Raw genomic sequence first — 25,093 nt, forward strand, 5'->3', positions numbered from 1 at the left:
GATTTCCCTATATATACATTGACGGAACGATACGATTAGGGGGAATTCGAATGAAGTCAGGTAGAATTGAACAATATAAGCCATACAGTCAGTTCAGGACGTTAGAGGAATTTAACGTTTCCAATAAAAAAGCACTAGAAATCCATGGACATCACTTTACAAAAGGTGAACGAATTGCATTTGATGTACTCACTCGTTTCAGTGTCAAAGTACTAGGGGTATGTAACGCACGTATTTGTAAATTGGTACAAGCGTGCCAAGATATAAGTGGCGGAATTTCCCGATCGACTTTTGAACGTATGCTTAGAAAAGCAAAATCGCTTGGGATCATCTCCAGTATTCATACCGTACGAGAAACTGGCGGATATTCACACAGTGTGTATATTTTCAACCGCTTTGACACGCCCAACAACGAACAATTGACGTCCCGTGAACACAACAAAAAGCCCCAACAATCAAAGGCTGGTGAAGGCAAAAAGCAACAGGAAACTCATTTAGTTGAAACAAAAACATTAAAAGATAAAGATCTTCGTCAGGAACAAGTAAAAAGGATCGATCATGTGGATATGAACGAATTGGACGTTTCTTTCGTTCCAGATGATATCCCAACACCGTTCATCAAAGCCGTCAAACCATTTTTTAATCGTGCGAAAGAAATTTGTGAACTATGGAATCGGGCACAGATCGCTTATCGATCAGCCCGCTTCACTAAAGACACAACGATCGAGACCTTGCTGCCAACCATTGTACACGCTTTTAAACAAACCGTTTATCGTTACAAACAAAAGCGAATTCAAACGAGCTTTATGCCTTATTTTTATGGTACCGTATCGAACTTACTTACTGTTGAGAAAAGAAAAATAGTTGCTGTGGAAAAACAGTGGGGGCAGTGGTTGGAGAGGTAATGTGTATTTTGGGGTTGTGGTATGGAATTGAGCAAAGTCCAATACGAAGCGGTGGTAGGAACACAGGACGCTTCTTGTACTTCCCTTCGTTTTTCAAAACTAAAGAAGCAATCGAACCGTCCCCTTCCCTTTGCGTGAAACAATTCTGTGAAACAATATTTTTCGGGGTGTCACTGTGACGCTGCAACAAACTCGACAATCTGTTGTCGCCTCTCTTCGACCGTGCCAGGGAAATAGTTTAATAGACGCTCAATATCGAGATATCTGGGTGGAAGGATTTTCGAGTTGGTGTAAAAGTGAAAACTGCTCCATGGATAGTGTTCAGGGGAGCGTACCATCCTTGCCTTTACAGGATTTAAGAAAATATACCGACTCACTTCTAGCATTCCTGTCGTATCTTCGATTAGCTCAGAATAAAATCGTTTCTCAAACACATGACCCGTTAAGCGGTATTTTGTATTGTAGTAGTTGGCATAACGTTTATTTAATAGGGCCATGACTTTGGAAATGGATGCTTCTTGGGAACGTAATTGGAGGTGGAAATGGTTAGTCATGAAACAATAGGCGACAAGTTCAAAGGGGATGTTTGCGTAGATTTTCTCAAGCATATGCAAGATTTCAATAAAATCATTACGATCTCGAAACAACGGGTCACGACGGTTACCTCGACATACGATGTGGTAAAAGCGATCAGGGATAATCACTCGTCTTCTTCTACTCATCTATCAATCCCCATCTAGACGAAACTCTGGGATCAAAGACGCATTTATCTCCACTTTTCTTAGTTGAAACGCCTCGACAATCGCACGATTTGAAATGGCCACGTAACCATCCAAGTCTGAAATGGTTCTCGCTAACCGAATGATTTTAATATGAGCTCGATTACTGAGTCCTTGCTTTGCACATACATTTTGAATCATTTTCTGTTGTGACATTGCCAATTTTCCTTTCGAGACAATCTGATCAAATAACACTTCACTGTTCGTTAGTTCCGAGTCGTATCGTTCATACTGTTGTTTTCTCGCTGCGATGACCCGATCTCTGATAACCGCTGACGTCTCCATTGTTTCAATACTGGTTTCTTGTAAACTCACAGGTTTTAATGAAAGCAAAATATCAATACGATCACGAATGGGACCAGATACTCGATTTTGATAAGCGATCACTTGTTTTTCAGAACATGAACAATAATGAGTGCTCGAAGCCCGATAACCGCATGGACATGGATTCATAGCGGCGATAAAGATAAACTTAGTAGGATAGGATACCGTGGAATGCGCACGACTAATCGTGACTTTACCATTCTCTAAAGGTTGCCTTAACATATCTAATGTTTTCTTAGAAAACTCCGCTAATTCATCTAAAAATAAAGTGCCGCGATGAGCAAGAGAAACTTCTCCTGGCTTAGGATTCGAGCCCCCTCCAATGATGGAAACAGCTGAAGCGGAGTGGTGCGGGTGTCTATAGGGAGGTGAAGTAAGTGACTCAAGCGGAGCGTCGGCTAATTGATAGAGACTGACTTTCTCGAGTTGGGCTTCTTGCGATAAAGGCGGCAAAATCGTGGGAAAGGTTTCTGAAAGCATACTTTTTCCGCAGCCAGGCGGTCCATCCATCATCACGTGATGCCTACCCGCAGCCGCAATCTCCAGTGCTCTTTTAGCAAACTCATGACCGATAATTTGCCGAAAATCCCGATCATATTGAACCTCTTTGATCTCCGCTGCAGAAAGGTGATTAGTGAACGGCAAAACTGGTTTACCTGCTAAATGTTCAAGAACATCATCAAGACAAGTTACATAGACGAGTTCCAATCGATCGATGACGATGTTAGGAAGTTGTTCGTCAAAAGGCAAATAAAGCTTTTTCATTCCAAGTCGCTTCGCAGCTAAGATGGCTGGGAGCATACCATGAACAGGCTGAATGGAACCATCTAACGATAACGCTCCAATAAAAGCAGCGTCACTCGGAATCGTTTCGTTAATGAATTTTCCGCTTTTCAACACACCTAGAGCGACGGCTAAATCAAACAAAGGGCCATTTTTCCTTTGCTCTGCTGGCGATAAATTGACGACTACCTTCTTATCGACTAGCGAATGCCCCATCCGATGCATCGCAGCTGAAACACGCTCACGCGACTCCTTGACAGAAGCATCTGGCAATCCAACGATAATGACAGATTCCACCCCTTCCATCACTTCGACTTCCACCTGGACAAGGTACCCCTCCAAGCCTTTCAAACCAATACTATTCACTTTTGCAGACAAAATACACCCCTCCAAAAAGGTATTTTTTGATGAATTTTTTAAAGAAAGAATAACGAATGAATGAAGTTATTGCAGATAAAAACGAAGAAAAACATGAGGAAAATAAGAAGTCTTTCAATAGAATTACTATCATTATAAAAAGTATGGAAAAGCACTGTCAACCAAAATTTGCTGCTCCCCCCATACCAATTCCGTTATCTTATCAAATAGATCTCGGGAAATTCCAGTACCCACTGTACCAGTCCTCCGTGAAACACTCTGTGAAACAAGATTTTTCGGGGTGTCACTGTGACGAATTCTAAAAGTGATGATATTGGGGATTTTTCAACCGCTGAAAATGGGGAATTTAATCCGTTGTTGACAAAGTACCGATAGTTAAATTTTTTGACTATCTATTTTTTGAAAATTACTGGAGGAACATAAAGTATGGCACATGCAGATGTAGAAAAAGTATTAAGTATTCAAAAAGAATATTTTGTTAAAGGGTTTAATAATGATCCTGCCTCTATGGTTGCTGGAGTACAACACCCAGACCAATTTGAAAATCTGTTTCCACAATCTAAGTGGATGTGGGATCCTAGTGTTGCAAGTAACCAGGCTTTTATTAGAGAAATAGGCGATTATAAAGAATACTGGGTTCATGTTGATAATGACAATTATCGTAAACCCTATTTGGCATTTTTAAATACTAATTATGGATTACCTAGGGAAGTTGTACCAACAGTTTTACACGCTGATCATCTTCTTCATAAAGCTTTTGCCAAAAAATATGGAATTAACTATGTACAATTAGCATTGGTATGGGAGAAGTATAATAGGGGATTCGGATTTGGAATAGAAAAAAATTTCTCGGCCAGGAAAGATATCAATGGGAAATCTATGTATTTAGTGGACTATTCCCTAATGTTTAAGTTGTTAGGAATAGAGCCATTTCAAACAAAATCAGAGTATGAAGAAAGAAAAGAAGAGATTGCTAATAAATTTGTAGCGGAAGGCGCAATTGAAAGTTATAACATAGCAGTAGAAGGGTTAGATGGCTTTTTTAAACTTTGGGATGTTTTAAGTAAAGGAAAAAAATAATATAGCACTTATTAAAGTTAGTTTCTATGAACATTAACAAATACACCTGACGCTTGAATATCTTTAGTTGGGGGAATTAAAACAGGGGATTGGAATTATTAAACCAATCCCCTGTTTTTGTTTTACCTGCGTGAAACATTCTGTGAAACAAGATTTTTCGGGGTGTCACTGTGACGGATTCCATTCTCTACAGAGCGAGTGTTAAAATAATTTGTCTCTGGATCATAGTCAGTAGGAGTAGCAATAATAACAAACTCCGCTTCTTTAAAAGCTTGCTCTGGTTTTGTTGTTGCGACAAGATTTAAAGGCTTTGTTGCTAAAAACTCTTCAATTTCTTGATCGACAATTGGAGATTTCTTATTATTAATCAAATCTACTTTTTCTTCCACAATATCAAGTGCAATGACTTCATTATGTTGAGCTAGTAATACGGCATTTGATAAGCCTACATATCCAGTACCAGCTACTGCTATTTTCATGTTTTGACCTCCACTTATTTGGAAACTAATTGCGCTTCGAGAATCCCTTTAAGATACTCCATTACATCGTCACGTAAATCTTCACGTTTTAAAGCAAAATCAACTGTTGCTTTAACAAAACCTCCAACATCGTAACGAACACCTTGGAAATCATAAGCTAAACAGCTTGTTCTTCATTTAATTACTTAATAATCATCACCAACGTGAAACATTCCGTGAAACAAGATTTTTCGGGGTGTCACAGTGACGGATTCTCTAAATTTATTACAAGATCATTGGTTTAACTTAAATACTATAACACAGAAATAATGTTATAATTTACCTATTAAACATTTTAAAAGGGGGAGTTTCATGAGCTTCAGAAAACAAAATCAAGCTTTTGGCAAGGTTAGAAGTGTAGATGGAGGAAATATAGTTACAAAGGCAGAAATTTTACAAACTACTAACCCAGAACTAAATGTAGAAGTAGGAGCTTTTGTTAATTGTGGAGGTTTTCACGGGGATACTATTTGCTCAATTAGTAGAGTTACCATTGAAGAAAATAAAGCAAATGAAGAAATTAAACTAGTTGAACTTTCAATTATTGGAAGTATAGATATGGAAGGTAATTTCTCAAGAGGAGTAGAGCAATTACCTACTATCTCATGCGATGTATTTTTACTTGATGGTGAGCAAGTAAATAAGATAATGGGAGTAAATAGTGATGATGGAAAGTTCTTTAAAGTTGGAAAACGATCAATGCGTGGGGCTGGAGATGTTTATATTGATTTAGATAAGTTGCTGGGACGGCATACTGCAATTTTAGGTACTACGGGTAGTGGGAAAAGTAGTACTGTTTCGACTTTAGTACAGTCTATATTAAGAGATTATCCGTTTCCTAGAATTATGATATTTGATATACATAATGAATACTCACATGCTTTCAAAGGTGAATGGGAAGGGAAATCTAACTCTATTAAATGGTCAGAATTTTCATTGCCATATTGGTTTTTTGATTTAGATGAATTCATTGCCACCTATTATCCTGGAGCTGGATCCACTCAAAAAATGATTTTAAAGAATCTAATAGAGGAATTGAAAAAAGAAAGGGTTTCTGAAGATAAACAAGATAAAATTTCAGTAGATAGTCCTGTGTTTTTTGATATTAATGACTTAATAAGACAGATTAAAGAAAAAGAAACTTTGGAATCAACCCAAACAAAAAAGGACCCATGGAATAAATTGTTATTAAAATTAAATAGTGTTAACGATGATTCAAGATATGATTTTTTGAAAAAAGATATTGAAAGTGAATTAAGTTTATCAAGTTATTTTAATAACTTGTTGGGACTAAATAACTCAGACCCTTCATATATAACAATCCTGGATTTGAGTGGCCTCCCTGCGGAGGTACGGTCAGTTTGTGTTGGTATATTAAGTAGATTATGCTTTGACTTTAGATATTGGGATATGGATCCCGCAAACTTACCACTTGCCCTTGTGTTAGAAGAGGCCCATTCGTATATACCAGAAGAATCTTCTTCAGATTACTCGCTTTGTTTACAACGAATTGAAAAAGTTGCTAAGGAAGGAAGAAAGTACGGATTAAGTTTGTTAGTGGTAACACAAAGACCATCTAATGTCTCTCCAACTGTACTTTCTCAATGCGGAACGTTTATCGTTTTACGTTTGACTAGTGATTTAGATCAGAACAAGGTAAAGAGAATTTTACCAGATATTATAGGAAATCAATCTAATATTTTACCGAGTTTAAGAGATAGAGAAGCTCTAGTAACGGGAGATGCTGTTCTATTACCGGGGAAAGTCTTATTTGATGAACCAAGTCCATGGCCAAAGAGTAATGACATAAAGTTTCATAAATCATGGTCAGAAGGTCCTCCTGCGGGATACGATGTTGTTAAAATAGTAGAAGATTGGACTCAAAGACAGAAAGGTTAAAAGAATATGATTATAAAGCAAATAAAATTAAAAGGTTGGCGTTCCTTCGATTCTGAAGATGGTGTCATAATAGATAATTTAAAACGTATTAACTTATTTATAGGCCCTAATAATTCTGGTAAATCAAATTTATTTAAATACTTGTACTATCTAAAGGAGAAAGTTTTAACTAATCTAACTGGGGATTTTTTTAAGTATGAAACATATGATGCTTTAAACGATTTTGTTTATGAGATACCAAAAAGAGATACATGGGCGGATATGAAAGAAGATATAATCTGTGACATTTTGATTGAAGTAGAACAGGAAGAACGTTGGATGAAAAATGAACCTACGTTACATCATGAATTTAATCTATTAAATCTCCAGTCATACCACAATGTTGAAGGGAGTAAGGTCTCATTTTCATTAATGTATGACAGCAAAACTCCTTTATTAGAAAGGAATACTAAAAAACCAAAAATATATAATCCGAAAAGCCAAGGTTATACTGACATTCGTGCTGGCATGCCTTACCTAACTGATACGGTTGAATACTGGTATAAATTCTTAAATAGTATGGTTTTTATAGATCCTATTAGACACCATAGTCGTGAGACTTCAGAATTAAAGGAGTCCGACTATGATGGTAGTAATATAGTGGCAAAAATTATCCACCTGCATAATGATAAAGATAAAGCTACAGAGTTTAGAGAGTATAAGACACTAATTGAAGGCTGGCTTAAAGAGTTATTAGGAGAATCAGATTTAGAGATAGATGTTACACAAAATGAAGTTAGGTTCTTCATTAACAGGGGAACGTACAAAATATGTGCCTATTTAGATCAACTAGGAACCGGAGTGTCTCAACTTTTTATGATTTTATCGTTTCTCTATCTTTATAAAGACGAAAGTTTAAATGTGTTTATGGAAGAACCAGAGAGTAACTTGCATCCAGATGCTCTAGTCCAACTTCTAGAAATTATTGAGAGTAAATTTCCAAGACACAACTTTTTTATCTCAACTCACTCATCATCATTAATAGATCAAATAGACGAAGAGTGGAGTGTACATCAAGTGTATAGAAAGAATAACTCACCTTCTGTTTTTTTATCTTGTGAGAGTGTCATTCATAAACATGGTTTACTAGATGATTTGGGTATCCGGGCATCCCAATTACTTCAAAGCAATTTAATTATTTGGGTTGAAGGTCCAAGTGATAGAGTGTATATAAAAAAATGGATTCAAGATTTAAATTTAGGACCTTATAATTTAAAAGAAGGTAAACACTATAGCTTTATTATGTACGGAGGATCTAACCTAGCTAACTATGATATTTTGAGTTTGGAAGACAGTATAGATATGCTCCATATTGGTAGGTATGCTGTAGTAGTATGTGACTCAGACAAAAATGAACAAGGTAGTGCTCTAAAAGGAAGAGTTAAATATATTAGTGATAAAATAGACGAAATAAACCAGAGTCGAGAACAAAGTCCCACTCTAAAACAAACTAGTCTAAAACTCTGGATTACAGAGGGACGGGAGATAGAGAATTACATTCCTGAAGAACTCTTAATTTCGGTATTATCTAGTGAAGATTTTGTTAAGAAATATATTATGGTGAAAGATGAAAACACTGGTAACAGAAGGAAGGAGAATATTTACATTCAAGAAGCTAAGGGTAGAAATTTTAATCAATTTGACTCGTTTGATCAGTATATTTCCACTCTTTATATCAATGAAGAAGGATGTGCTTTAACACCAGAACAGCAAACAAGAGTTGCAAACAATATAAGTCAAGATAAAAATGCAATAGCTATTAAAATTTGTGAACATTGGGATATCCAGCACTACTCAAAATTTGATATAAAAGAAAACATTGAAGAAATTATTGATCTAATTTATTTAGCTAATGGTCTTAGTAAACAACAAACTTCAACAAATGTTTGAAGTTTGTTGTAGATTCACCATTAAAGTTGATAAATTAGAATTGATTGCTGCACAGTACAACGATCTATTCAATAAAATGATACTCCACAATTATGAGTGAATAAGAATAATATTAGACCTTGTACCACGCTTGAATATCTACAAATAATTATATCTTTGAGAATTAAAACATGGGGATTGGAATTATTAAACCAATCCCCATGTTTTTAGTACACACATTTACCAGTGTGAAACATTCCGTGAAACAAGATTTTTCAGGTTGTCACAGTGACAGGTTCCAAAAAAAAATTCAGGTTGAAAGGTTACTTCTTATGCTGTTTAGAATATTCTTATAGCCTTTTTTACTCAAAATCTATGTATCATTACTTTATTGATTTATTACGGATTTAAAGAGATTTGGCAACGGTACACAAAACTGAATATGACTAATATGGATTGTTACGGGTGTTTTATTGAGTTATCCACAAATGGGAATTTGAGTGGATATGGAATCTGAAAAATAGAACTGTAAGAAATTTAGTGGATACAGATAACTAGTTTACAATATCAATAAAAGTTTATCTGACCAAAATTGAAGTGAGGATGATTAACTATGGGACAAGTTTTTATTGATGAAAAGGGACCGCAGGAAACAATTAGAATTTCAAGAAACTATAGTGATGATAGAAGAATAAATCTTGGTGATGATTTAATGCGATCTTATGTTGCGGATGTACTTTATATCCCTGAAAGTTCTCTAAAAGATATTATCAAAAAATATTCTGACCTTGTTGAAAATTATAGAGAAGAACAAAAAAATAAAGTCGAAAAAGAACTTAAAGGAATTGATATTCTACAGGGGAATTTCAAATTTGGCATTGCGAGTATAAAAAAAGTTAATAGTGATTTCTATCTTAATTTATTTGATATCCTGCTAGAGGCAGACGTTTCTAACTTACTTTTTTCAGTAAATAAAATGTCAATGGTTGTTGATGCCAGACTCACACAATGGATTCTAAAACTTGAAGCTAAAAGATTTATTAAATCCGCCATATTGTTGAAATACAGTCTTACAAAATATTGTGAACTAGAAGCATCAGAAGTGGTCATTAAAAATCTTTTCGATTCACAAAAAAATATCAACGAAATATTGTATTCTATTCAAAATGATTTGAAAGGGTTCGTAGCAAAGCACAAAAATAACGCTAGAATGAAGCATCAATTAGAAGATTACAAAAATATGATAACAATAATTGGGAAGGGGAAACACTTAGCTGATAATTTAGTGTTTGAAAAGGTATCATTTGATTGGGATAAGGTGAGCTTCGATGTTGACTTATGGTTATCCGAGAACAAGTTAAAAGACATATGGCAACCTGAGCAGTCAACGTTAATTCTTGACCAAGGTATACCTTCTGAGCCATTTGAAAAGATCGGATTTGGAAAAGTGCTGGTAGATCAGGATTCTAAAGATTTCGTTGGATTACAATTAGCAGATATGTTAGTGGTAATAACCGGTAGTTATATTTCTAAACTTACATCTGCAATTCGTTATGATAAAGCAGAACCAGAAAAGCCTAAACATCTTGATAACGAGTGGTTTGATCTAGAAGAGCATCAGTTTGACCTAATTTTAAAAATGACACAGTTCTTTTTTGGAAATGACAATACTTACAGTTTCATAGGGGATAGTTATTTTGATGAAACTCTCCTTTTTGAAATACTTTGTAGGTATATAAGTTCATTTAGTAGCTATGAGAATTATCATAAAAAGTCAAGTAATTTACATGTTAAAGATATGTTTAAGTATTATATTGCTGCTTCAAAAGAAAAATGGAGTTTAGGAGTACAAAATGAGTTTTTAACAAGGAATATTTACGGGGATTATATTACTGGAATTAAAGAGGGTGTAATACGGAAGTTATAATATTGCGATTTTTAAGCTCCTTTTTATATCCCCCTCCATGAAAAAATAATGAAAGCATGCATAGTCAAACGATACAGTTCATTAGAAAAAAATATTTCACAATTGGCCTGTGATTAGAGTGCCTGACCCCCGATACAGTAAAGTATTACTGCACTGGGGGTCAGGCACTTTTCTCTTAGAAAGTGAAACTTATTTCTAGGGCTAAAAATAATTCTTTAAAAGACAACGTTCTAAAGCAAAGTCAACCGTTGCTTTAACAAAACCGAACTTATCTCCAACATCGTAACGAACACCTTGGAAATCATAAGCTAGAACAGCTTGTTCTTCATTTAATTGATTAATAATTAATCATTAATCATCTACCATCGTGAAACATTCCGTGAAACAAGATTTTTCGGGTTGTCACAGTGACAGATTCTCTAAAGACATATGGCAACCTGAGCAGTCAACGTTAATTCTTGACCAAGGTATACCTTCTGAGCCATTTGAAAAGATCGGATTTGGAAAAGTGCTGGTAGATCAGGATTCTAAAGATTTCGTTGGATTACAATTAGCAGATATGTTAGTGGTAATAACCGGTAGTTATATTTCTAAACTTACATCTGCAATTCGTTATGATAAAGCAGAACCAGAAAAGCCTAAACATCTTGATAACGAGTGGTTTGATCTAGAAGAGCATCAGTTTGACCTAATTTTAAAAATGACACAGTTCTTTTTTGGAAATGACAATACTTACAGTTTCATAGGGGATAGTTATTTTGATGAAACTCTCCTTTTTGAAATACTTTGTAGGTATATAAGTTCATTTAGTAGCTATGAGAATTATCATAAAAAGTCAAGTAATTTACATGTTAAAGATATGTTTAAGTATTATATTGCTGCTTCAAAAGAAAAATGGAGTTTAGGAGTACAAAATGAGTTTTTAACAAGGAATATTTACGGGGATTATATTACTGGAATTAAAGAGGGTGTAATACGGAAGTTATAATATTGCGATTTTTAAGCTCCTTTTTATATCCCCCTCCATGAAAAAATAATGAAAGCATGCATAGTCAAACGATACAGTTCATTAGAAAAAAATATTTCACAATTGGCCTGTGATTAGAGTGCCTGACCCCCGATACAGTAAAGTATTACTGCACTGGGGGTCAGGCACTTTTCTCTTAGAAAGTGAAACTTATTTCTAGGGCTAAAAATAATTCTTTAAAAGACAACGTTCTAAAGCAAAGTCAACCGTTGCTTTAACAAAACCGAACTTATCTCCAACATCGTAACGAACACCTTGGAAATCATAAGCTAGAACAGCTTGTTCTTCATTTAATTGATTAATAATTAATCATTAATCATCTACCATCGTGAAACATTCCGTGAAACAAGATTTTTCGGGTTGTCACAGTGACAGATTCTCCTTCCCTTCGTTTTTCGAAACTAAAAAAGTAATCAAACCGTCCCCTTCTCTCTGCGTGAAACACTCTGTGAAACAAGATTTTTCGGGGTGTCACTGTGACGCTGCAACACACAAGCACTCTCGTCCATAATCATAGATTAAATATTGACTATCAAAGAACCTAGTCCATCTATATTTCATAATTTTTTGTTCCTTCATAAAACGTTCAAAGTTATTGTCCTCTTTCTGCCCACTAATCTTTGCCCAAAGGAACAATACTCCCATTAAAGCTAACCAAGCCATTAATACAACAACAATAAATCCAATAATCACTTCCAACTTGTTACCTCCACCAATTTGATAGATAAATAATACACCAAGAAGCTACTTTTAAAAAGACTTTTAATAGTTCAAAAGTAACTATTTTATTTAAAAAACTGGAAGTGATTAAATATCACATATTTTTTGAGAAAGAGTTTCATAGTTGATTTTAATATATAGAATAGTACAACGTGTTGAGGACAAGCGCCTATAACTGGCCATAGCACTTAACTTTATGTTAACACCCCTCTCTTCCCGACGAAAAAAAGCCACAAAAAGGGATTAATTAACAGTGACAATCTTTTCCTAAATCGTGTAGTATAAGAAAATAGTAATAGATAAAATATCACAACCAGGAAAACTTGAAAGGAAGAAAAAAAATGAGAAATACACTGTTCATTTTATTTATTATATCTGCTTTATTTCTCACTGGGTGCGGTGCGAATTCGGAGACAAACTCAGAGGTAATCGTAGAACGAGAGCTACTCGAAGTAGTTTTAAAGCAATTCGAGTTTGATGAAGAAACATTAGAATTAACAGTTAAATTTTCCAGCAATCTTCCAAACGGAACGAAATTAGAAGGTTTATATATATTAGATGCTGCGGCTGAACCTCTTTTTGAACTGGAAGACTATACGATTGAAGCAGACCTTTCACAGGTTGTGTTCACTGTTAACGAACAACTTAGAGAAGAAATAAACGATGATGAGGAATACCACTTACTATTAAAGCTTTTCATTAGTGAGTCAAGCAACAGCGAATTACTACATAATAAAACGATTGCTGGTTCGTTTACTGACATGCAAGAAGTTTACTCGGACTCTTCTTTTGTTAGTCTATCAGCAAGCAATGACCCTAACTCTTATTCAATTGAGTTGACTTCAGCGAATAAACTGACCATGCCTGATAAAGTTTTCAAGGTTGAAGAGATCGAAGAAGAACCCATTGAAGAAGTCGAAGAAGTCGAGGAAACAACAGAAAATGAAGAACCACTTGAAGAAACACATGTAGAGGAATCCTTCGAGCAGGTAACCGCAACAGACTTAAAGCAAAACTTTGATAAATTACTAGGTAAACAAATCGAAGTCTCTGGTGAAGTGACTCAAGTGATTGAATATGATGAGTTCGCACTTAGTGACACTTCTAAGTCTTTCTTAGTGAATATCTCTGATCCTAATAATTATAGCTCTAACAATGCTGTCTGGGTAGAAATCCTCGAAAGCCCGCCTACCCTTTTAGAAGGTAGCATTATTTCAGTCAAAGGAACTTTATTAGATACGTACACATATGACAGCGTTGCAGCTGGCCGAGTGACCGTTCCGTTTATTCTAGCAAGCTCGATTACACCACGTTAATGCTATAAAGATGAAATAGAAGGTTGATCAACCTTCTATTTTTTACTACTACCTTTTAAACAGTAACCAAATTAAAGGATATCCCATACAAAACATATCCACAAAACATAACAGCTAAGCTATCATTTCTCATTTAGTGTTGTGCCAGAAGAAGCACCAAACATTCTCTTGTTTCTTTGTTTGATGGCCATAAAGTATAAAGCGAAACGGTCGAATCCTATTATCAAGATTTATATAGTATATCTGGACCTGGGTCCATTGGTTACGAAAGGCTCGAAAAAGATTGGTATGTTGTCGACTATAATCAAAACGGAGCTATTATATAAAGGAGTCCTTCTTTGACTAAAGAACTTTTAATACGTTTATTATTAGTTATCCTGCAAGTAAACAAAAGCAAAATGGTCCTATTACTGAACATTTGGAAATACTTTTATCGTTGCTACCTATTAAACAGGGTCTGCCCCCCCACTGCGTTAAAGCGGTGGGGGACAACGCCTATCTTTTTTCGGAAATTAAATGCATTTTTGGTACTGTTTTAATAAGAATTAATATATAAAAATTGGGGAATGAGAAGGTGAAGACAATGAGTAAAACATTAAAAATTATTTTAATTACGATTTCATTTTTAATTGTTTCTGTATTTGGGGTAGTTGCTTATTCTTATTATGAAACAGCTAAATACGAAGAGGTATGGGATTTTCGAGGTGCGATGGATGAATATTTTTATCCAGTTCGAAATGAAGCCTTGTATTGTGTTTATAGTATTGGTGAAGATAAAGGATACAGCTGTATTCAGGAATTTATTTTAATAAATCAAAAAGAAAGCTACGAATTCTTATCAAATTATGAAACAAAAAGAGATGATGCGTTGCTACTTCAAAAATATTCTTTAGAAGGTCTTGTTATGGTTGAGGAATTTATTAATATTTTTGATAGATTAAACCCTGGAACACCTGAGTTTGTAAAGGTAAGTAATGAGCTTTTTGCAAAAAGGGAAGAAATATTTGAAAACAACGACAAAATTAATGAAGTGTTAGGTAAGTATTACACATCTAGCGAAGAATAAAATAATAAAAGGGTTTGTAGAGATGAAAAATAAAATCGCAAAAACAATAAAAATATTAGCGATGGTTCAAGCATTTTTAGGGTTTATTGCAGGAATTATATATGGTTTTGATACATATGAAGTGGGGACGTATCATACTCGTACAGAATATGAGTTTGTATGGACGTTGGCCCTTATTTACTGGATAGGGACATTTTTAACTGTTATTATGTTATTAGCGATTGCGGAAATAATTAATTTGTTACAAAGAATATTAGATTCATTGAATAAAAAAGCCTGATTAAAAAAATTATGTTTCCCGCTATTATCGCAAATTTTATAACTGGGAAGCAGTGGGACGGTTCTCCTAATTGAACGGGGTGTCACAGTGACGAATCCTTCATTTTTTTGGTGAGTCTGCCCGATCTAAAAATATAATCTGTGAAAAGCATAAGACCACAAATAAGCCTCAAATGACCAATTAATGGTCATTTGAGGCTCTCTTAGTTTCAATACATAAATCAATCCCTATTAAACAAATCCCTAGTATAAACCTTCTCTCTAACATCACTCAATTCCGCATCTAATCTGTTAGAAACAATAATATCAGAAACTTGCTTAAACTCTCCTAAATCCTGTACAACCGTAAACCCTTCAAACTGGTCTTCCTTTAACACTGGCTCATAAATCACTACATCAATACCTGCTTCTTTTACTCTTTGCATAATGCCTTGGATGGCAGATGCTCTGAAGTTGTCAGAGTCGGTTTTCATTGTTAGGCGGTAGATACCGACAGTGTTTGGTTTAGCTGCAATGATTTGTGAGGCGATGTGGTCTTTTCGTGTGTCGTTTGCTTCTACGATGGCACCAATGATGATATTTGGGATGCCTTCGAAGTTGGCACGTAATTGCTTTGTATCCTTCGGTAGGCAGTAACCACCGTAGCCGAAAGAAGGGTTATTATAATGCCCACCAATACGTGGGTCTAGTCCGACACCTTCAATAATGTCTTTAGTATTTAAGCCATTTGCTTCTGCATACGTATCTAACTCGTTAAAATAAGCGACACGCATCGCTAAGTATGTGTTAGAGAATAATTTCACTGCTTCCGCTTCAGTAGACTCCGTAAATAAAACTGGAATATCTTCTTTCATAGCCCCTTGAGCTAAAAGGTCAGCAAATACTTTCGCACGTTCAGACTTTTCCCCAACGATAATCCGTGATGGGTATAAGTTATCGTATAAAGCTTTACCTTCGCGTAGAAATTCTGGTGAGAACATGATATTCTCCGTTTGAAATCTTTCTTTGATTTCTTTTGTATAACCAACTGGGATCGTTGATTTAATGACCATAACAGCATTTGGATTGATCGATAAAACCGTATCTATTACATTCTCTACAGAGCGAGTGTTAAAATAATTTGTCTCTGGATCATAGTCAGTAGGAGTAGCAATAATAACAAACTCCGCTTCTTTAAATGCTTGCTCTGGGTTTGTTGTTGCGACAAGATTTAAAGGCTTTGTTGCTAAAAACTCCTCAATCTCCTGGTCAACAATTGGAGACTTCTTGTTATTAATCAAATCTACTTTTTCTTCCACAATATCAAGTGCAATGACATTATTATGTTGTGCTAATAATACGGCATTAGATAACCCAACATAACCAGTACCAGCTACTGCAATTTTCATGTCTTTGACCTCCGCTTATTTCGAAACTAATTGAGCTTCCATAATTTCTTTAAGGTATTCTAACACGTCACCGCGTAAATCTTCACGGTCTAAAGAAAAATCAACCGTTGCTTTTACAAAACCAAACTTATCCCCGACATCGTAACGAATACCTTGGAAATCATATGCTAGAACCGCTTGCTCTTCATTCAATTGCTTAATCGCATCAGTTAATTGAATTTCTCCGCCAGATCCAGTTGGAGTAGTTTCTAAGATTTCAAAGATTTCTGGACGTAATACGTAACGTCCCATAATTGCATAATTGGAAGGCGCATCTTCTAGCTTTGGCTTCTCAACTAGAGACTGGACATTAATTACCCCTTCTTCAATCTCTGAGCCTTTTGGATCAATAACTCCATACTTCGATACATCTTCATCTGGAACATGTTGAACACCAACAACGGATGAATGATAACGATCAAACACTTCCATTAATTGCTTTAAACAAGGTTTTTCTGATTGAACGATATCATCACCAAGTAAAACAGCAAAAGGCTCATCACCGATAAAAGACTTTGCACAAGCAATTGCATGCCCAAGACCTAGAGCTTCTTTTTGACGGATGTAATGAATGTTTGCCATGTTAGAAATTGCTGATACCTCATCTAGCATTTTCATTTTGCCCTTTTTTAGTAGTGTTTCCTCTAGTTCATATGATTTATCGAAATGGTCTTCAATCGCACGCTTACTGCGGCCACTAACAATAATGATATCTTCAATGCCTGATGCAATCGCTTCTTCAACGATGTATTGGATTGTAGGTTTGTCTACTATTGGGAGCATTTCTTTGGGTTGAGCTTTTGTTGCAGGTAAGAACCTTGTTCCTAAACCTGCAGCAGGAATGATAGCTTTTCGTACCCTCATTCACTAACCTCCTTTAAATACTCGGAAGTACAACAGACTTCCAATCAAAAAAACAACCTAAACTATTTTCAGGTTATCTATTTGATATTAGCTTACTAAACTTTCATTATCTACTTGTCATTTATTCCTAGGTATAAAAAATAATTAACCCCATTTACTTTCTAAAAGTAGTTACAATCTCCAAAGAGTAATCTCATCTGGCACAGTGGCCTTATCTAAGCTACTCTTAACATCCATGACAATTCCTTTACCGTGCTTAAGAACGTGGTTAAATTGCTCCCATCCTTTATCTAAATAGAAACGATGAGGTACTGCAAAAACTACTGCATCTGCAGGCTTTAAGGCTTCATAGTTTATTAAGTCCACACCATACTCTTCATGTGCTTCTTCTGGGAATGCATAAGGATCTGTCACTTGAACCTCTACTCCAAACTCTTCAAGTTCTCGAATAACATCAATTACTTTTGAATTACGAAGATCAGGAACATTCTCTTTAAAAGTTAGACCTAACACAGTTACTCTTGACCCTTGGATCGGCATGTTTTTATGAATCATTTCTTTAATTAATGATGTAGCAATGTGTTTACCCATTCCATCATTAATTCGTCGACCAGCTAGAATGATTTGTGGATGGTATCCTGTCGATTCCGCCTTATGTGTTAAGTAGTAAGGGTCTACTCCAATACAATGTCCACCTACTAAACCAGGTGAAAAAGGAAGGAAATTCCACTTAGTTCCAGCTGCCTCCAAGACTTCCTTTGTATCGATCTCTAATCGATCAAAAATAATAGATAATTCATTCATTAGTGCAATATTTAAGTCACGTTGTGTATTTTCAATTACTTTAGCAGCTTCAGCTACTTTAATACTGCTAGCTTTATAGACCCCAGCATCAACTACACTCTCATAAACTTCAGCAACAATGTCTAATACTTTTGGAGTTTGTCCAGAAACAATCTTACGAATGGTTCTGAATGTGTGTTCTTTATCTCCTGGGTTAATACGCTCTGGAGAGTAGCCAACAAAGAAATCTTGACCAGCTTTTAATCCAGATTCCCTTTCTAGGATTGGAATACACACTTCTTCTGTAGCTCCTGGATATACTGTTGATTCATAAACAACAATAGCTCCTTTAGTAAGGTTCCTACCAACTGTTTCTGAAGACTTTTCTAAAGGAGTTAAATCTGGTTGTTTATTATCATTAATTGGTGTAGGTACTGCAACAATGATAAAGTCACAATCTCTTAAGCGAGAAGGTTCAGTTGTAAAATCAATATTCGCTTTTTCTAATTCATGAGGCCCAACTTCATTCGTAAAGTCTTCACCCTGTAATAAAGTATTAATTCGATGTTCACTAATATCAAAACCAACAATTTGATGTTCTTGTCCAAATGCAACTGCTACTGGTAAACCTACATATCCTAACCCAACAAGACCTATTTTTCTGTTCATGTTTATGCACACCTCAAGTTAATTTTAATTTTATAAAAAAAAGTAATAACGCATATAGTCGTTATTACTTTTATAATTCATAGAATAAATTTTCACTATAACTTAACTTCTTCACTTAAGTTATTTACATACCATTCCATTGTCCTCTTCAAACCTTCAAATACATCAATTTTTGGATCATAATTTAATAGTTTTTTAGCTTTTGAGATATCCGCTAATGAATGTGGAATATCTCCTAATCTTGGCTCACCATAGCTTGGATTGATATCCTTGTTTAAGAGATCACAAATATTTTTATATAGTTCATTTAAAGTAATATTTTTACCATATGCAATATTAAAAGCCTCGCCACTTGCTTCCTTCCCAGCCAAACATGATAATAAATTGGCTTCTATTACATTATCTATATAAGTAAAATCTCTTGTTTGTGATCCATCTCCATTAATAGTTGGTGCTTTATCTTGTAATAATTCTCTAACGAAAATAGGAATTACCGCTGCATAAGTAGAATGTGGATCTTGTCTTCTACCAAATACGTTAAAATATCTTAATCCTACGGTCTCTAAACCATAAAGGTCAAAGTAGTTTTTTGCATATAACTCATTTACTTTTTTAGTTATAGCATACGGAGATAACGGTTTCCCTTCTTTCCCTTCAAATTTTGGTAAGGATTTTTCATCCCCATATACCGATGAAGAAGAAGCGTAAACAAACTTCTTTACTTCATTCTCTTTTGCAGCCTCTAACATATTTAATGTTCCATGAACATTAACTTGGTCGTATATCAATGGCATCTTGATAGAACGAGGAACAGATCCCCATGCTGCCTGATGTAGAACATAATCTACTCCTTTTGTTGCTGCTTTACAAAAATCTATATCTTGAATACTACCTTCTATAAATTCAAAATCATATTTAGACTTTAGTTCACCAATATTTGCTTTTCTACCATTGGACAAATCATCTAAAATACGGACCTCAAAACCATTTCCTAATAGGAAATCTGCTAAATTACTTCCAATAAAACCTGCCCCACCAGTAATTAAAAACTTTGAATTTCTATTAAACTTCCTTAAAACCATGGTTCACCTCATATATATATTGTAAGTTTTTTAAAATGCTAAAACCTAGAAAAAATCTTAATAATAAAGTATTTAACACTCATCAAATAAATAATAAACCTACTGCATTACAATTTTCTTATGATATCAGACATATTTTTCACTAATTTTTATAGTCCAATAAATAAGTATAATATTTAAAATTGCACCTGTACATGCAAAGAATGCTATTGCTACTAAATCACTTTTAAACCAGTAATACCCCAAAGCTAATGAAAGGGATTGAATAGTAAGTATTATCATGGTAAATTTCAAATGAAAAGACTGTGCTGACAATACTGGTAAAGCTCTTATACTAGGTTGATTTAGAAACTTAAAGTACGCCCAAATAGCAATCCAACGAGCGTATTCTCCTGCAACATCCCATTCAGAACCAAATACAATACTAAAGAGCCAAGGACCAAATATAATAACTATTCCAAATGGGATTATTCCAATAATACTTAAACCTAGTGTAGCTTTTTTAATTAATTTAGGTAAGTTTTCTCCACTATTTGCTGCATCTGAAATTCTAGGATAAAAAACATCCCCAACTGCTTTACCAATTAATTGTGAAGGAACACCTAAAACAGTCCTCCCAATAGAGTAAAATCCAGCAGCCGCAGGGCCGAAAAATGCTGTAAGCATTAGAATTGGTAAGTTTTGTGTGATACCATCAACCAATACTTGTGGTGCCCTAAAATAGGGGAAATCACGATATCTTATCGTCATTTCCTTTAATGATGTAATATCACTTTTGTTACTAAGGAATTTTTCTTTAATACTATTATCCACTTTGACTGCACTAGATAATAACATTATTCCCTTTAAACCATTACCAATTGCTGCCAGAATTACAAGTACAGATGCAACTGGGGTTAATATACCACCTCCAACCTTTGCAATATTCATGACAAGCGACTGCAAAAAAGTTACCTTTGCTTTAATTTTAAATAGTTTATTTCGGATTAGCCATTGTTCAATTATTTGAAGAAATGCTGAAAATAATATTACTACAGGGATTAAGAATAAAAAAGGAGCTATATCATCTATCTGTAGAATTGCTACAATAGTTTCTTTAAAAAAGAATAATATACACATGGTAATTAACGAGAGAAAAACAGCAATATATATTGATACTTTTCCAATTGTTATAGCGTCCTTTTCCTCTTTAGGTAATACTATAGCTATTGGATAAGTTAATGCAGCTATTGGTGCAATAATATTTACTACAGCCATAAATACGCCTAAAACTCCATAAGCTTCAGGCCCATAGATTCTAGTAATAATAGGAGCAAATAATAAGTTAATTGCTTGAGCACCAGCAGTACCCGTTGCAATAATCACAACATTTCTTATAAATTTTTTCTTTAATAATTGTTTCAACTTTATCATTACGTTCGCCCCTAAAATACATCTCATTTTTTGTGCTATTAAATTATAAGGTAAAATAAGTTCATATAATATCTTAAGGTATTAGGCTATAGGTTTTACTAGTGTAAAACAATAAAAATCATATTTTATAATTTTATTTACTTTCTATAATCTCTCTTTCAAAAAAACTTTCCCAAAATAACTTTCTTCTATTATTTAGCACATCAGTAGTAAAGTTTTTCGAGTATAAATAATTTCTATTGGCTTCATCTAACATCATTACTTGATTATTTAACAAGTAATCTATCTTCTCTGCTAACTCTTTTTCTGACTTTGGTTTATGAGTAAGATCATTGTTGATTAACTCTGGAATTCCTCCTACCGAAGAGGCTACACAAGGTAGTCCACGGCTCATTGCTTCTATTAACGCACGAGGGAGACCTTCAGTTAAACTAGGCTGAATATATATATCTAATTGGTCAAGCCATTCAAAAACTTTTTCCCCACCTGGCAATACACCTTCATAAAAAACTCTATCTTGAACATGTAGTTTTTCCGACAAGTCAACTAACCACTTATTATTACCTTCGCCTAAAATATAAAGGTTACAATCCCAGCCTAAATCATTTAGTATTCTTAAAGACTTTATTGCTGTATCTATTCCTTTGTATTTTGAAGAGTAGGATCCGATAAGGCCGATAGTAATTTTTTTACCTTTATTAATATCCTTTATTTTCTTTTTTCTACTTTTAAGAATACTTTCTGGGACCACAGGTATTTCTACATTAGAGGCATTTATAGTAATAGCTGTTGGGTTATACGGATACCTTCTTTGTAATGTCCTTTCAGTAACATATATTAAATTTGTTGCTCTTTTAATTACATTTTTATATTTAATATAGTATATCGGTGCAAGTAATTTTGCTACAACACTACCATGTGTCCATAAAGAAGTCAGAACATCTCCAACTACCTCAACCACAACAGGCTTCTGCATTGTTGTTGCTATCTTAATGGCGTGGTAGGCATGTTCACTTGGCATTCTAGCTACTACCACATCAACATTTTTTATATTCTCTTCTAAAATTTTCTCCATATAATTCGTATTACGCTTTCTATTTTTAATAGTAGATAAATTAGGTAAGGCTACAAACTGGACTCTAGGTCCACTTGAAACATTTAGTGTTTTTATGTCTTCATTCTTTTCTACTCTAGATGCTACTATTACCTCGTCAAAAAACTTTAAATATCTACTCTCAAATATTTTGTATGGAAATTGTCCCCCAGAGTAAAAAATATTATTACTATCATATTTAAATATATGACTATGGACAAATAAAGCTTTCATTTCCAACCTCCCTCTTTTAATTTTTACTAACTTACTCAATCAATATATTGGCTCATTACTTTTATTTTTGTTGGATTTATTTAAATTTGCTTTTTTATACAACAAAGGTGTTTTTAATAATAATAAAAAAATAAATACTTGTTGGATATTTATAGTCATAGAAACAAAATATTTTTCAGCACCAGTATATGAAAGTAATTTGAACATAAAAAAGGCAGATAAGATATGCCAAAACCCTATTTCTCTTTCTCTCTTACTTTTGTTATAAACAAATCCAAGGATTATTCCAATCATTACATTACCAATAATTACTCCTATAAGCCCAAAATCTGCCATATAATGCAAGTTAACTGTATAGACATTTGTGGCGAACTCTTTAGATAGATAAATTGTTTGTGTGATAGTATCAGTATTAAAATTTGCACCAGGTAAAAGGTTTAAAACTACATAGACTATTCGAAACAAATTTTGTCCGAACAATTCACTAGTTAGGATATAATCTTTATATACATAATCAAAAGCAACTATCCCACCAGATAAATATATTGCAAAGACATTAAACGCTCCTCCATGGAGGTTTTTATTAAACAACGCACCAACTGAAACAAAAAAGAAGTAAAATAATGTTAGTAATGTAACAGAAGCAAAAAGGTATCTTACTTGTTGTTTCAACGTAATTCCATTATTCTTCTTGACAATAAATTCATATGATAGTATTAATGACACAATTATAACGATCAATAAAAAACTTCTCCTACCCATTAAATAAGTTAGTAATAATGTAGATATTACAGGTAAGAGAAATATTATTAAGTTCTTGCTTATACCTTTATTAAACCATTCTTTAAGACTAACCAATGTATATGTTAGCCCAACTGCAGTCGCAAAAGTTATCGGGTATTGCCAAACTCCTAACCCTTCAACATTCCCATCCCTACGATCAACTTTTAATGTCATAATAGATTCTGATAAGTCATCAATACCATTATTGATATTGAGTTGTCCTTTACTAATAACGACAATAATAAGCCCTAAAATATATAGAAAAAATAATAGTGCTATTTTCGTACTATATTCTTTCTCCTTCATTTCATTACTCTGCATGGGGGAAATTGCTGGTATTTTTCTTTTTTTATTAAATATATAGAACATGAATAAATAGCCATAATCAACAAACAATAAACCTAATATGAAGATAATTACAGTATCTAACGATATTGATACTTGCCATATCTTAGAATAGAATATAAGAATAAATGCACTAAATGTACAAATACTTTTTAAAATAACTAAAGGATGAATAAGTGTCTTTACAACCAATATGGTAAACACTAACATTAACAACAAAAGAAAGAACAACAAAATCTCCATAAAATCCCCCTGAAAAATATAATACATGCTAAAAAATTTGTTGTTATTTCAGCTAAAAAAATAAATGGTCTTAAAAATAAGTTTAAATCTTAATCATAAATACAGAGCATTCAATAAGTATTATTTGTAAATTAAAATTGCTATTATATATCTTCTAAAGCCTTTTTTGCACGTATTTCCCATGTATAATTTTCATTAAAATCTTTAAGGGCAATTTCTGACAAATTTAATCTTAATTCTTCATTAGTTATAACCTTAATAATTTGTTCTTTCCATCCCTCAATATCATCATGTTTAACTAGTAAAGCATTATACTCATGTTTTAATACCTCTTTTATTACTGGTAGATCAGAAGCAATAATTACTTTCCCATATGACATATATTCAAAAACTTTTATAGGAGAAGTAACATCACCTATATCATTTTTATTTTTTGTATCCACATATACGTTAGGGTGATTCGGCAATAATGATATGTCTATTTTTTCCATTACTCTTGAAATTTCTCCTTGAGGTAAAAATCCATACCATATAATATTTTTAGCAATAGTTTGAGCTTTCATTTCTTTTATCTCTTGCTTTGTTCCTCCCACAATGTGAAATTGGATCTCTGGGAGTTTTTCTGCAATTTTAACAACAGTATCTACTCCTTTGCCTTTTTTAAAGGATCCTACATAACCACAATTTATTGAAGAATTAGGAAACTTCTTTTGTTTGACTACACTATCTGCACCATTATGCAGTACCATAGTATTCAACTGTTCAAGCCTAGGAAGATTACTTAAAAAGTAACTCCTTAATGAACTTGTATTAAAAATATTTTTTGGTCTAGCTTCTAGTGATTTTCGAATAAAATATTCATTTAATTTTGAACTTGGTTTACCATGGTACTCAATAATCATTTTATTATTTGATAGTTTAGAAAAAGTGAATGAAGCTAAGGGCCAGCGAGTATATATTAAGTCAACCCCCTTCATTTTTAATAGAATAGCTTTAAGTATTCTTAGAATAGGAGACAACCCAAACTTACCTTGTGGTACTAAAACAAGTTTAAATATGGGGCTTACATTATAATAGCCATAAGGTTCTTGTACCTCACTCCCCTTAGTAGCAATTAGAGTTACTTCATGTCCATTTTTTGCTAGAGCATTACACATTTTCATTACATGAACACTATTAGCATTATTAGATGGCACGATAGAAGAAGATATATAAAGTATTTTCATTCAATGTACCCCTCTCTTTATT

The 25,093-nt window shown here is 33.9% G+C and carries 20 protein-coding genes and 3 pseudogenes; 9 read left to right on the top strand and 14 right to left on the bottom strand.

All coding sequences use genetic code 11. The annotated features are described in order from the left end of the window. Positions 1–50: 50 nt before the first annotated feature. Positions 51–905, top strand: a complete 855-nt coding sequence (locus tag GKP30_RS16705; RefSeq protein WP_216830607.1) for a hypothetical protein — start codon at positions 51–53, stop codon at positions 903–905. A gap of 170 nt (positions 906–1,075) precedes the next feature. On the opposite strand, the gene GKP30_RS16710 is transcribed toward GKP30_RS16705, so the two are convergent. Continuing rightward, positions 1,076–1,627 (bottom strand): transposase, encoded by a 552-nt coding sequence (locus GKP30_RS16710; RefSeq protein WP_216830608.1) that lies wholly within the window; start codon positions 1,625–1,627, stop codon positions 1,076–1,078. A gap of 3 nt (positions 1,628–1,630) precedes the next feature. Next, positions 1,631–3,169 (bottom strand): YifB family Mg chelatase-like AAA ATPase, encoded by a 1,539-nt coding sequence (locus GKP30_RS16715; protein WP_216830609.1) that lies wholly within the window; start codon positions 3,167–3,169, stop codon positions 1,631–1,633. 426 nt (positions 3,170–3,595) lie between these two features. Between GKP30_RS16715 and GKP30_RS16720 the strand changes: the two genes are divergently transcribed. Beyond that, a complete protein-coding gene (locus GKP30_RS16720; protein WP_216830610.1) occupies positions 3,596–4,249 on the top strand; it encodes a hypothetical protein in 654 nt (217 codons plus the stop codon). Between the two features lie 185 nt (positions 4,250–4,434). Here the strand turns inward: GKP30_RS16720 and GKP30_RS16725 are convergent. Beyond that, positions 4,435–4,728, bottom strand: a pseudogene (locus GKP30_RS16725) (UDP-glucose 6-dehydrogenase); the annotation flags it as partial. Positions 4,729–5,079: 351 nt separating this feature from the next. Here GKP30_RS16725 and GKP30_RS16730 point away from each other — a divergent pair. From GKP30_RS16730 to GKP30_RS16740, 3 genes are all read left to right on the top strand, one after another. Then, positions 5,080–6,666 (top strand): ATP-binding protein, encoded by a 1,587-nt coding sequence (locus GKP30_RS16730; protein WP_216830611.1) that lies wholly within the window; start codon positions 5,080–5,082, stop codon positions 6,664–6,666. Between the two features lie 6 nt (positions 6,667–6,672). Then, the gene (locus GKP30_RS16735; RefSeq protein ID WP_216830612.1) at positions 6,673–8,595 is read left to right on the top strand and encodes an ATP-dependent nuclease; all 1,923 of its coding nucleotides are present in this window, start codon (positions 6,673–6,675) and stop codon (positions 8,593–8,595) included. A gap of 592 nt (positions 8,596–9,187) precedes the next feature. Then, the gene (locus GKP30_RS16740; RefSeq protein ID WP_216830613.1) at positions 9,188–10,501 is read left to right on the top strand and encodes a hypothetical protein; all 1,314 of its coding nucleotides are present in this window, start codon (positions 9,188–9,190) and stop codon (positions 10,499–10,501) included. Positions 10,502–10,702: 201 nt separating this feature from the next. On the opposite strand, the pseudogene GKP30_RS23575 reads toward GKP30_RS16740, so the two are convergent. Continuing rightward, positions 10,703–10,843: pseudogene (locus GKP30_RS23575) on the bottom strand (UTP--glucose-1-phosphate uridylyltransferase); the annotation flags it as partial. Positions 10,844–10,880: 37 nt separating this feature from the next. On the opposite strand from GKP30_RS23575, the gene GKP30_RS16745 reads away from it, so the two are divergent. Further along, complete coding sequence (locus GKP30_RS16745) at positions 10,881–11,489, top strand: hypothetical protein (RefSeq protein ID WP_236035157.1); 609 nt, start codon at positions 10,881–10,883, stop codon at positions 11,487–11,489. Between the two features lie 201 nt (positions 11,490–11,690). Here the strand turns inward: GKP30_RS16745 and GKP30_RS23580 are convergent. Together GKP30_RS23580 and GKP30_RS16750 are read right to left on the bottom strand one after the other, a co-directional pair. Next, a pseudogene (locus tag GKP30_RS23580) lies at positions 11,691–11,831 on the bottom strand (UTP--glucose-1-phosphate uridylyltransferase); the annotation flags it as partial. A gap of 168 nt (positions 11,832–11,999) precedes the next feature. Continuing rightward, on the bottom strand, positions 12,000–12,227 hold the full coding sequence (locus GKP30_RS16750) for a hypothetical protein (protein ID WP_216830614.1): 228 nt from the start codon (positions 12,225–12,227) through the stop codon (positions 12,000–12,002). Positions 12,228–12,589: 362 nt separating this feature from the next. Here GKP30_RS16750 and GKP30_RS16755 point away from each other — a divergent pair, with 362 nt between their 5' ends. From GKP30_RS16755 to GKP30_RS16765, 3 genes are all read left to right on the top strand, one after another. Continuing rightward, the gene (locus GKP30_RS16755; protein ID WP_216830615.1) at positions 12,590–13,564 is read left to right on the top strand and encodes a hypothetical protein; all 975 of its coding nucleotides are present in this window, start codon (positions 12,590–12,592) and stop codon (positions 13,562–13,564) included. Between the two features lie 583 nt (positions 13,565–14,147). Then, positions 14,148–14,630 (top strand): hypothetical protein, encoded by a 483-nt coding sequence (locus GKP30_RS16760; RefSeq protein ID WP_216830616.1) that lies wholly within the window; start codon positions 14,148–14,150, stop codon positions 14,628–14,630. A 22-nt stretch (positions 14,631–14,652) separates the two neighbouring features. Beyond that, positions 14,653–14,910, top strand: a complete 258-nt coding sequence (locus GKP30_RS16765) for a hypothetical protein (protein WP_216830617.1) — start codon at positions 14,653–14,655, stop codon at positions 14,908–14,910. 220 nt (positions 14,911–15,130) lie between these two features. Here GKP30_RS16765 and GKP30_RS16770 read toward each other — a convergent pair whose 3' ends face one another. The 8 genes from GKP30_RS16770 to GKP30_RS16805 all read right to left on the bottom strand — a co-directional run bounded on the left by GKP30_RS16770 (position 15,131) and on the right by GKP30_RS16805 (position 25,071). Further along, positions 15,131–16,297, bottom strand: a complete 1,167-nt coding sequence (locus tag GKP30_RS16770) for a nucleotide sugar dehydrogenase (RefSeq protein ID WP_216830618.1) — start codon at positions 16,295–16,297, stop codon at positions 15,131–15,133. Between the two features lie 15 nt (positions 16,298–16,312). Continuing rightward, on the bottom strand, positions 16,313–17,200 hold the full coding sequence (gene galU / locus GKP30_RS16775) for a UTP--glucose-1-phosphate uridylyltransferase GalU (protein WP_216830619.1): 888 nt from the start codon (positions 17,198–17,200) through the stop codon (positions 16,313–16,315). Between the two features lie 171 nt (positions 17,201–17,371). Then, the gene (locus tag GKP30_RS16780) at positions 17,372–18,652 is read right to left on the bottom strand and encodes a nucleotide sugar dehydrogenase (RefSeq protein ID WP_216830620.1); all 1,281 of its coding nucleotides are present in this window, start codon (positions 18,650–18,652) and stop codon (positions 17,372–17,374) included. A gap of 95 nt (positions 18,653–18,747) precedes the next feature. Then, entirely contained in the window at positions 18,748–19,734 is a 987-nt protein-coding gene (locus tag GKP30_RS16785) for an SDR family oxidoreductase (RefSeq protein WP_216830621.1), read from the bottom strand. A 126-nt stretch (positions 19,735–19,860) separates the two neighbouring features. Further along, positions 19,861–21,147, bottom strand: a complete 1,287-nt coding sequence (locus tag GKP30_RS16790; protein WP_216830622.1) for a lipopolysaccharide biosynthesis protein — start codon at positions 21,145–21,147, stop codon at positions 19,861–19,863. 133 nt (positions 21,148–21,280) lie between these two features. Then, positions 21,281–22,474 carry a glycosyltransferase gene (locus tag GKP30_RS16795; protein WP_216830623.1) on the bottom strand — a complete coding sequence of 398 codons (1,194 nt, stop codon included), beginning with the start codon at positions 22,472–22,474 and terminating at the stop codon, positions 21,281–21,283. A gap of 39 nt (positions 22,475–22,513) precedes the next feature. Further along, entirely contained in the window at positions 22,514–23,845 is a 1,332-nt protein-coding gene (locus GKP30_RS16800) for an O-antigen polymerase (RefSeq protein ID WP_216830624.1), read from the bottom strand. A 143-nt stretch (positions 23,846–23,988) separates the two neighbouring features. Further along, entirely contained in the window at positions 23,989–25,071 is a 1,083-nt protein-coding gene (locus tag GKP30_RS16805) for a glycosyltransferase family 4 protein (RefSeq protein ID WP_216830625.1), read from the bottom strand. Positions 25,072–25,093: the final 22 nt, after the last annotated feature.

It is taken from the genome of Alkalihalobacterium elongatum (genome assembly GCF_019024285.1).
In the GTDB taxonomy this organism is placed as follows: domain Bacteria; phylum Bacillota; class Bacilli; order Bacillales; family Bacillaceae_F; genus Alkalihalobacterium; species Alkalihalobacterium elongatum.

What these genes read in the sequence shown, in the direction of transcription:
- GKP30_RS16705 (WP_216830607.1), top strand. Translation starts at nt 51, where the DNA reads ATGAAGTCAGGTAGAATTGAACAATATAAGCCATACAGTCAGTTCAGG.
- GKP30_RS16710 (WP_216830608.1), bottom strand. Translation starts at nt 1,627, where the DNA reads ATGAGTAGAAGAAGACGAGTGATTATCCCTGATCGCTTTTACCACATC.
- GKP30_RS16720 (WP_216830610.1), top strand. Translation starts at nt 3,596, where the DNA reads ATGGCACATGCAGATGTAGAAAAAGTATTAAGTATTCAAAAAGAATAT.
- GKP30_RS16730 (WP_216830611.1), top strand. Translation starts at nt 5,080, where the DNA reads ATGAGCTTCAGAAAACAAAATCAAGCTTTTGGCAAGGTTAGAAGTGTA.
- GKP30_RS16735 (WP_216830612.1), top strand. Translation starts at nt 6,673, where the DNA reads ATGATTATAAAGCAAATAAAATTAAAAGGTTGGCGTTCCTTCGATTCT.
- GKP30_RS16740 (WP_216830613.1), top strand. Translation starts at nt 9,188, where the DNA reads ATGGGACAAGTTTTTATTGATGAAAAGGGACCGCAGGAAACAATTAGA.
- GKP30_RS16755 (WP_216830615.1), top strand. Translation starts at nt 12,590, where the DNA reads ATGAGAAATACACTGTTCATTTTATTTATTATATCTGCTTTATTTCTC.
- GKP30_RS16760 (WP_216830616.1), top strand. Translation starts at nt 14,148, where the DNA reads ATGAGTAAAACATTAAAAATTATTTTAATTACGATTTCATTTTTAATT.
- GKP30_RS16765 (WP_216830617.1), top strand. Translation starts at nt 14,653, where the DNA reads ATGAAAAATAAAATCGCAAAAACAATAAAAATATTAGCGATGGTTCAA.
- GKP30_RS16770 (WP_216830618.1), bottom strand. Translation starts at nt 16,297, where the DNA reads ATGAAAATTGCAGTAGCTGGTACTGGTTATGTTGGGTTATCTAATGCC.
- galU (WP_216830619.1), bottom strand. Translation starts at nt 17,200, where the DNA reads ATGAGGGTACGAAAAGCTATCATTCCTGCTGCAGGTTTAGGAACAAGG.
- GKP30_RS16780 (WP_216830620.1), bottom strand. Translation starts at nt 18,652, where the DNA reads ATGAACAGAAAAATAGGTCTTGTTGGGTTAGGATATGTAGGTTTACCA.
- GKP30_RS16785 (WP_216830621.1), bottom strand. Translation starts at nt 19,734, where the DNA reads ATGGTTTTAAGGAAGTTTAATAGAAATTCAAAGTTTTTAATTACTGGT.
- GKP30_RS16790 (WP_216830622.1), bottom strand. Translation starts at nt 21,147, where the DNA reads ATGATAAAGTTGAAACAATTATTAAAGAAAAAATTTATAAGAAATGTT.
- GKP30_RS16795 (WP_216830623.1), bottom strand. Translation starts at nt 22,474, where the DNA reads ATGAAAGCTTTATTTGTCCATAGTCATATATTTAAATATGATAGTAAT.
- GKP30_RS16800 (WP_216830624.1), bottom strand. Translation starts at nt 23,845, where the DNA reads ATGGAGATTTTGTTGTTCTTTCTTTTGTTGTTAATGTTAGTGTTTACC.
- GKP30_RS16805 (WP_216830625.1), bottom strand. Translation starts at nt 25,071, where the DNA reads ATGAAAATACTTTATATATCTTCTTCTATCGTGCCATCTAATAATGCT.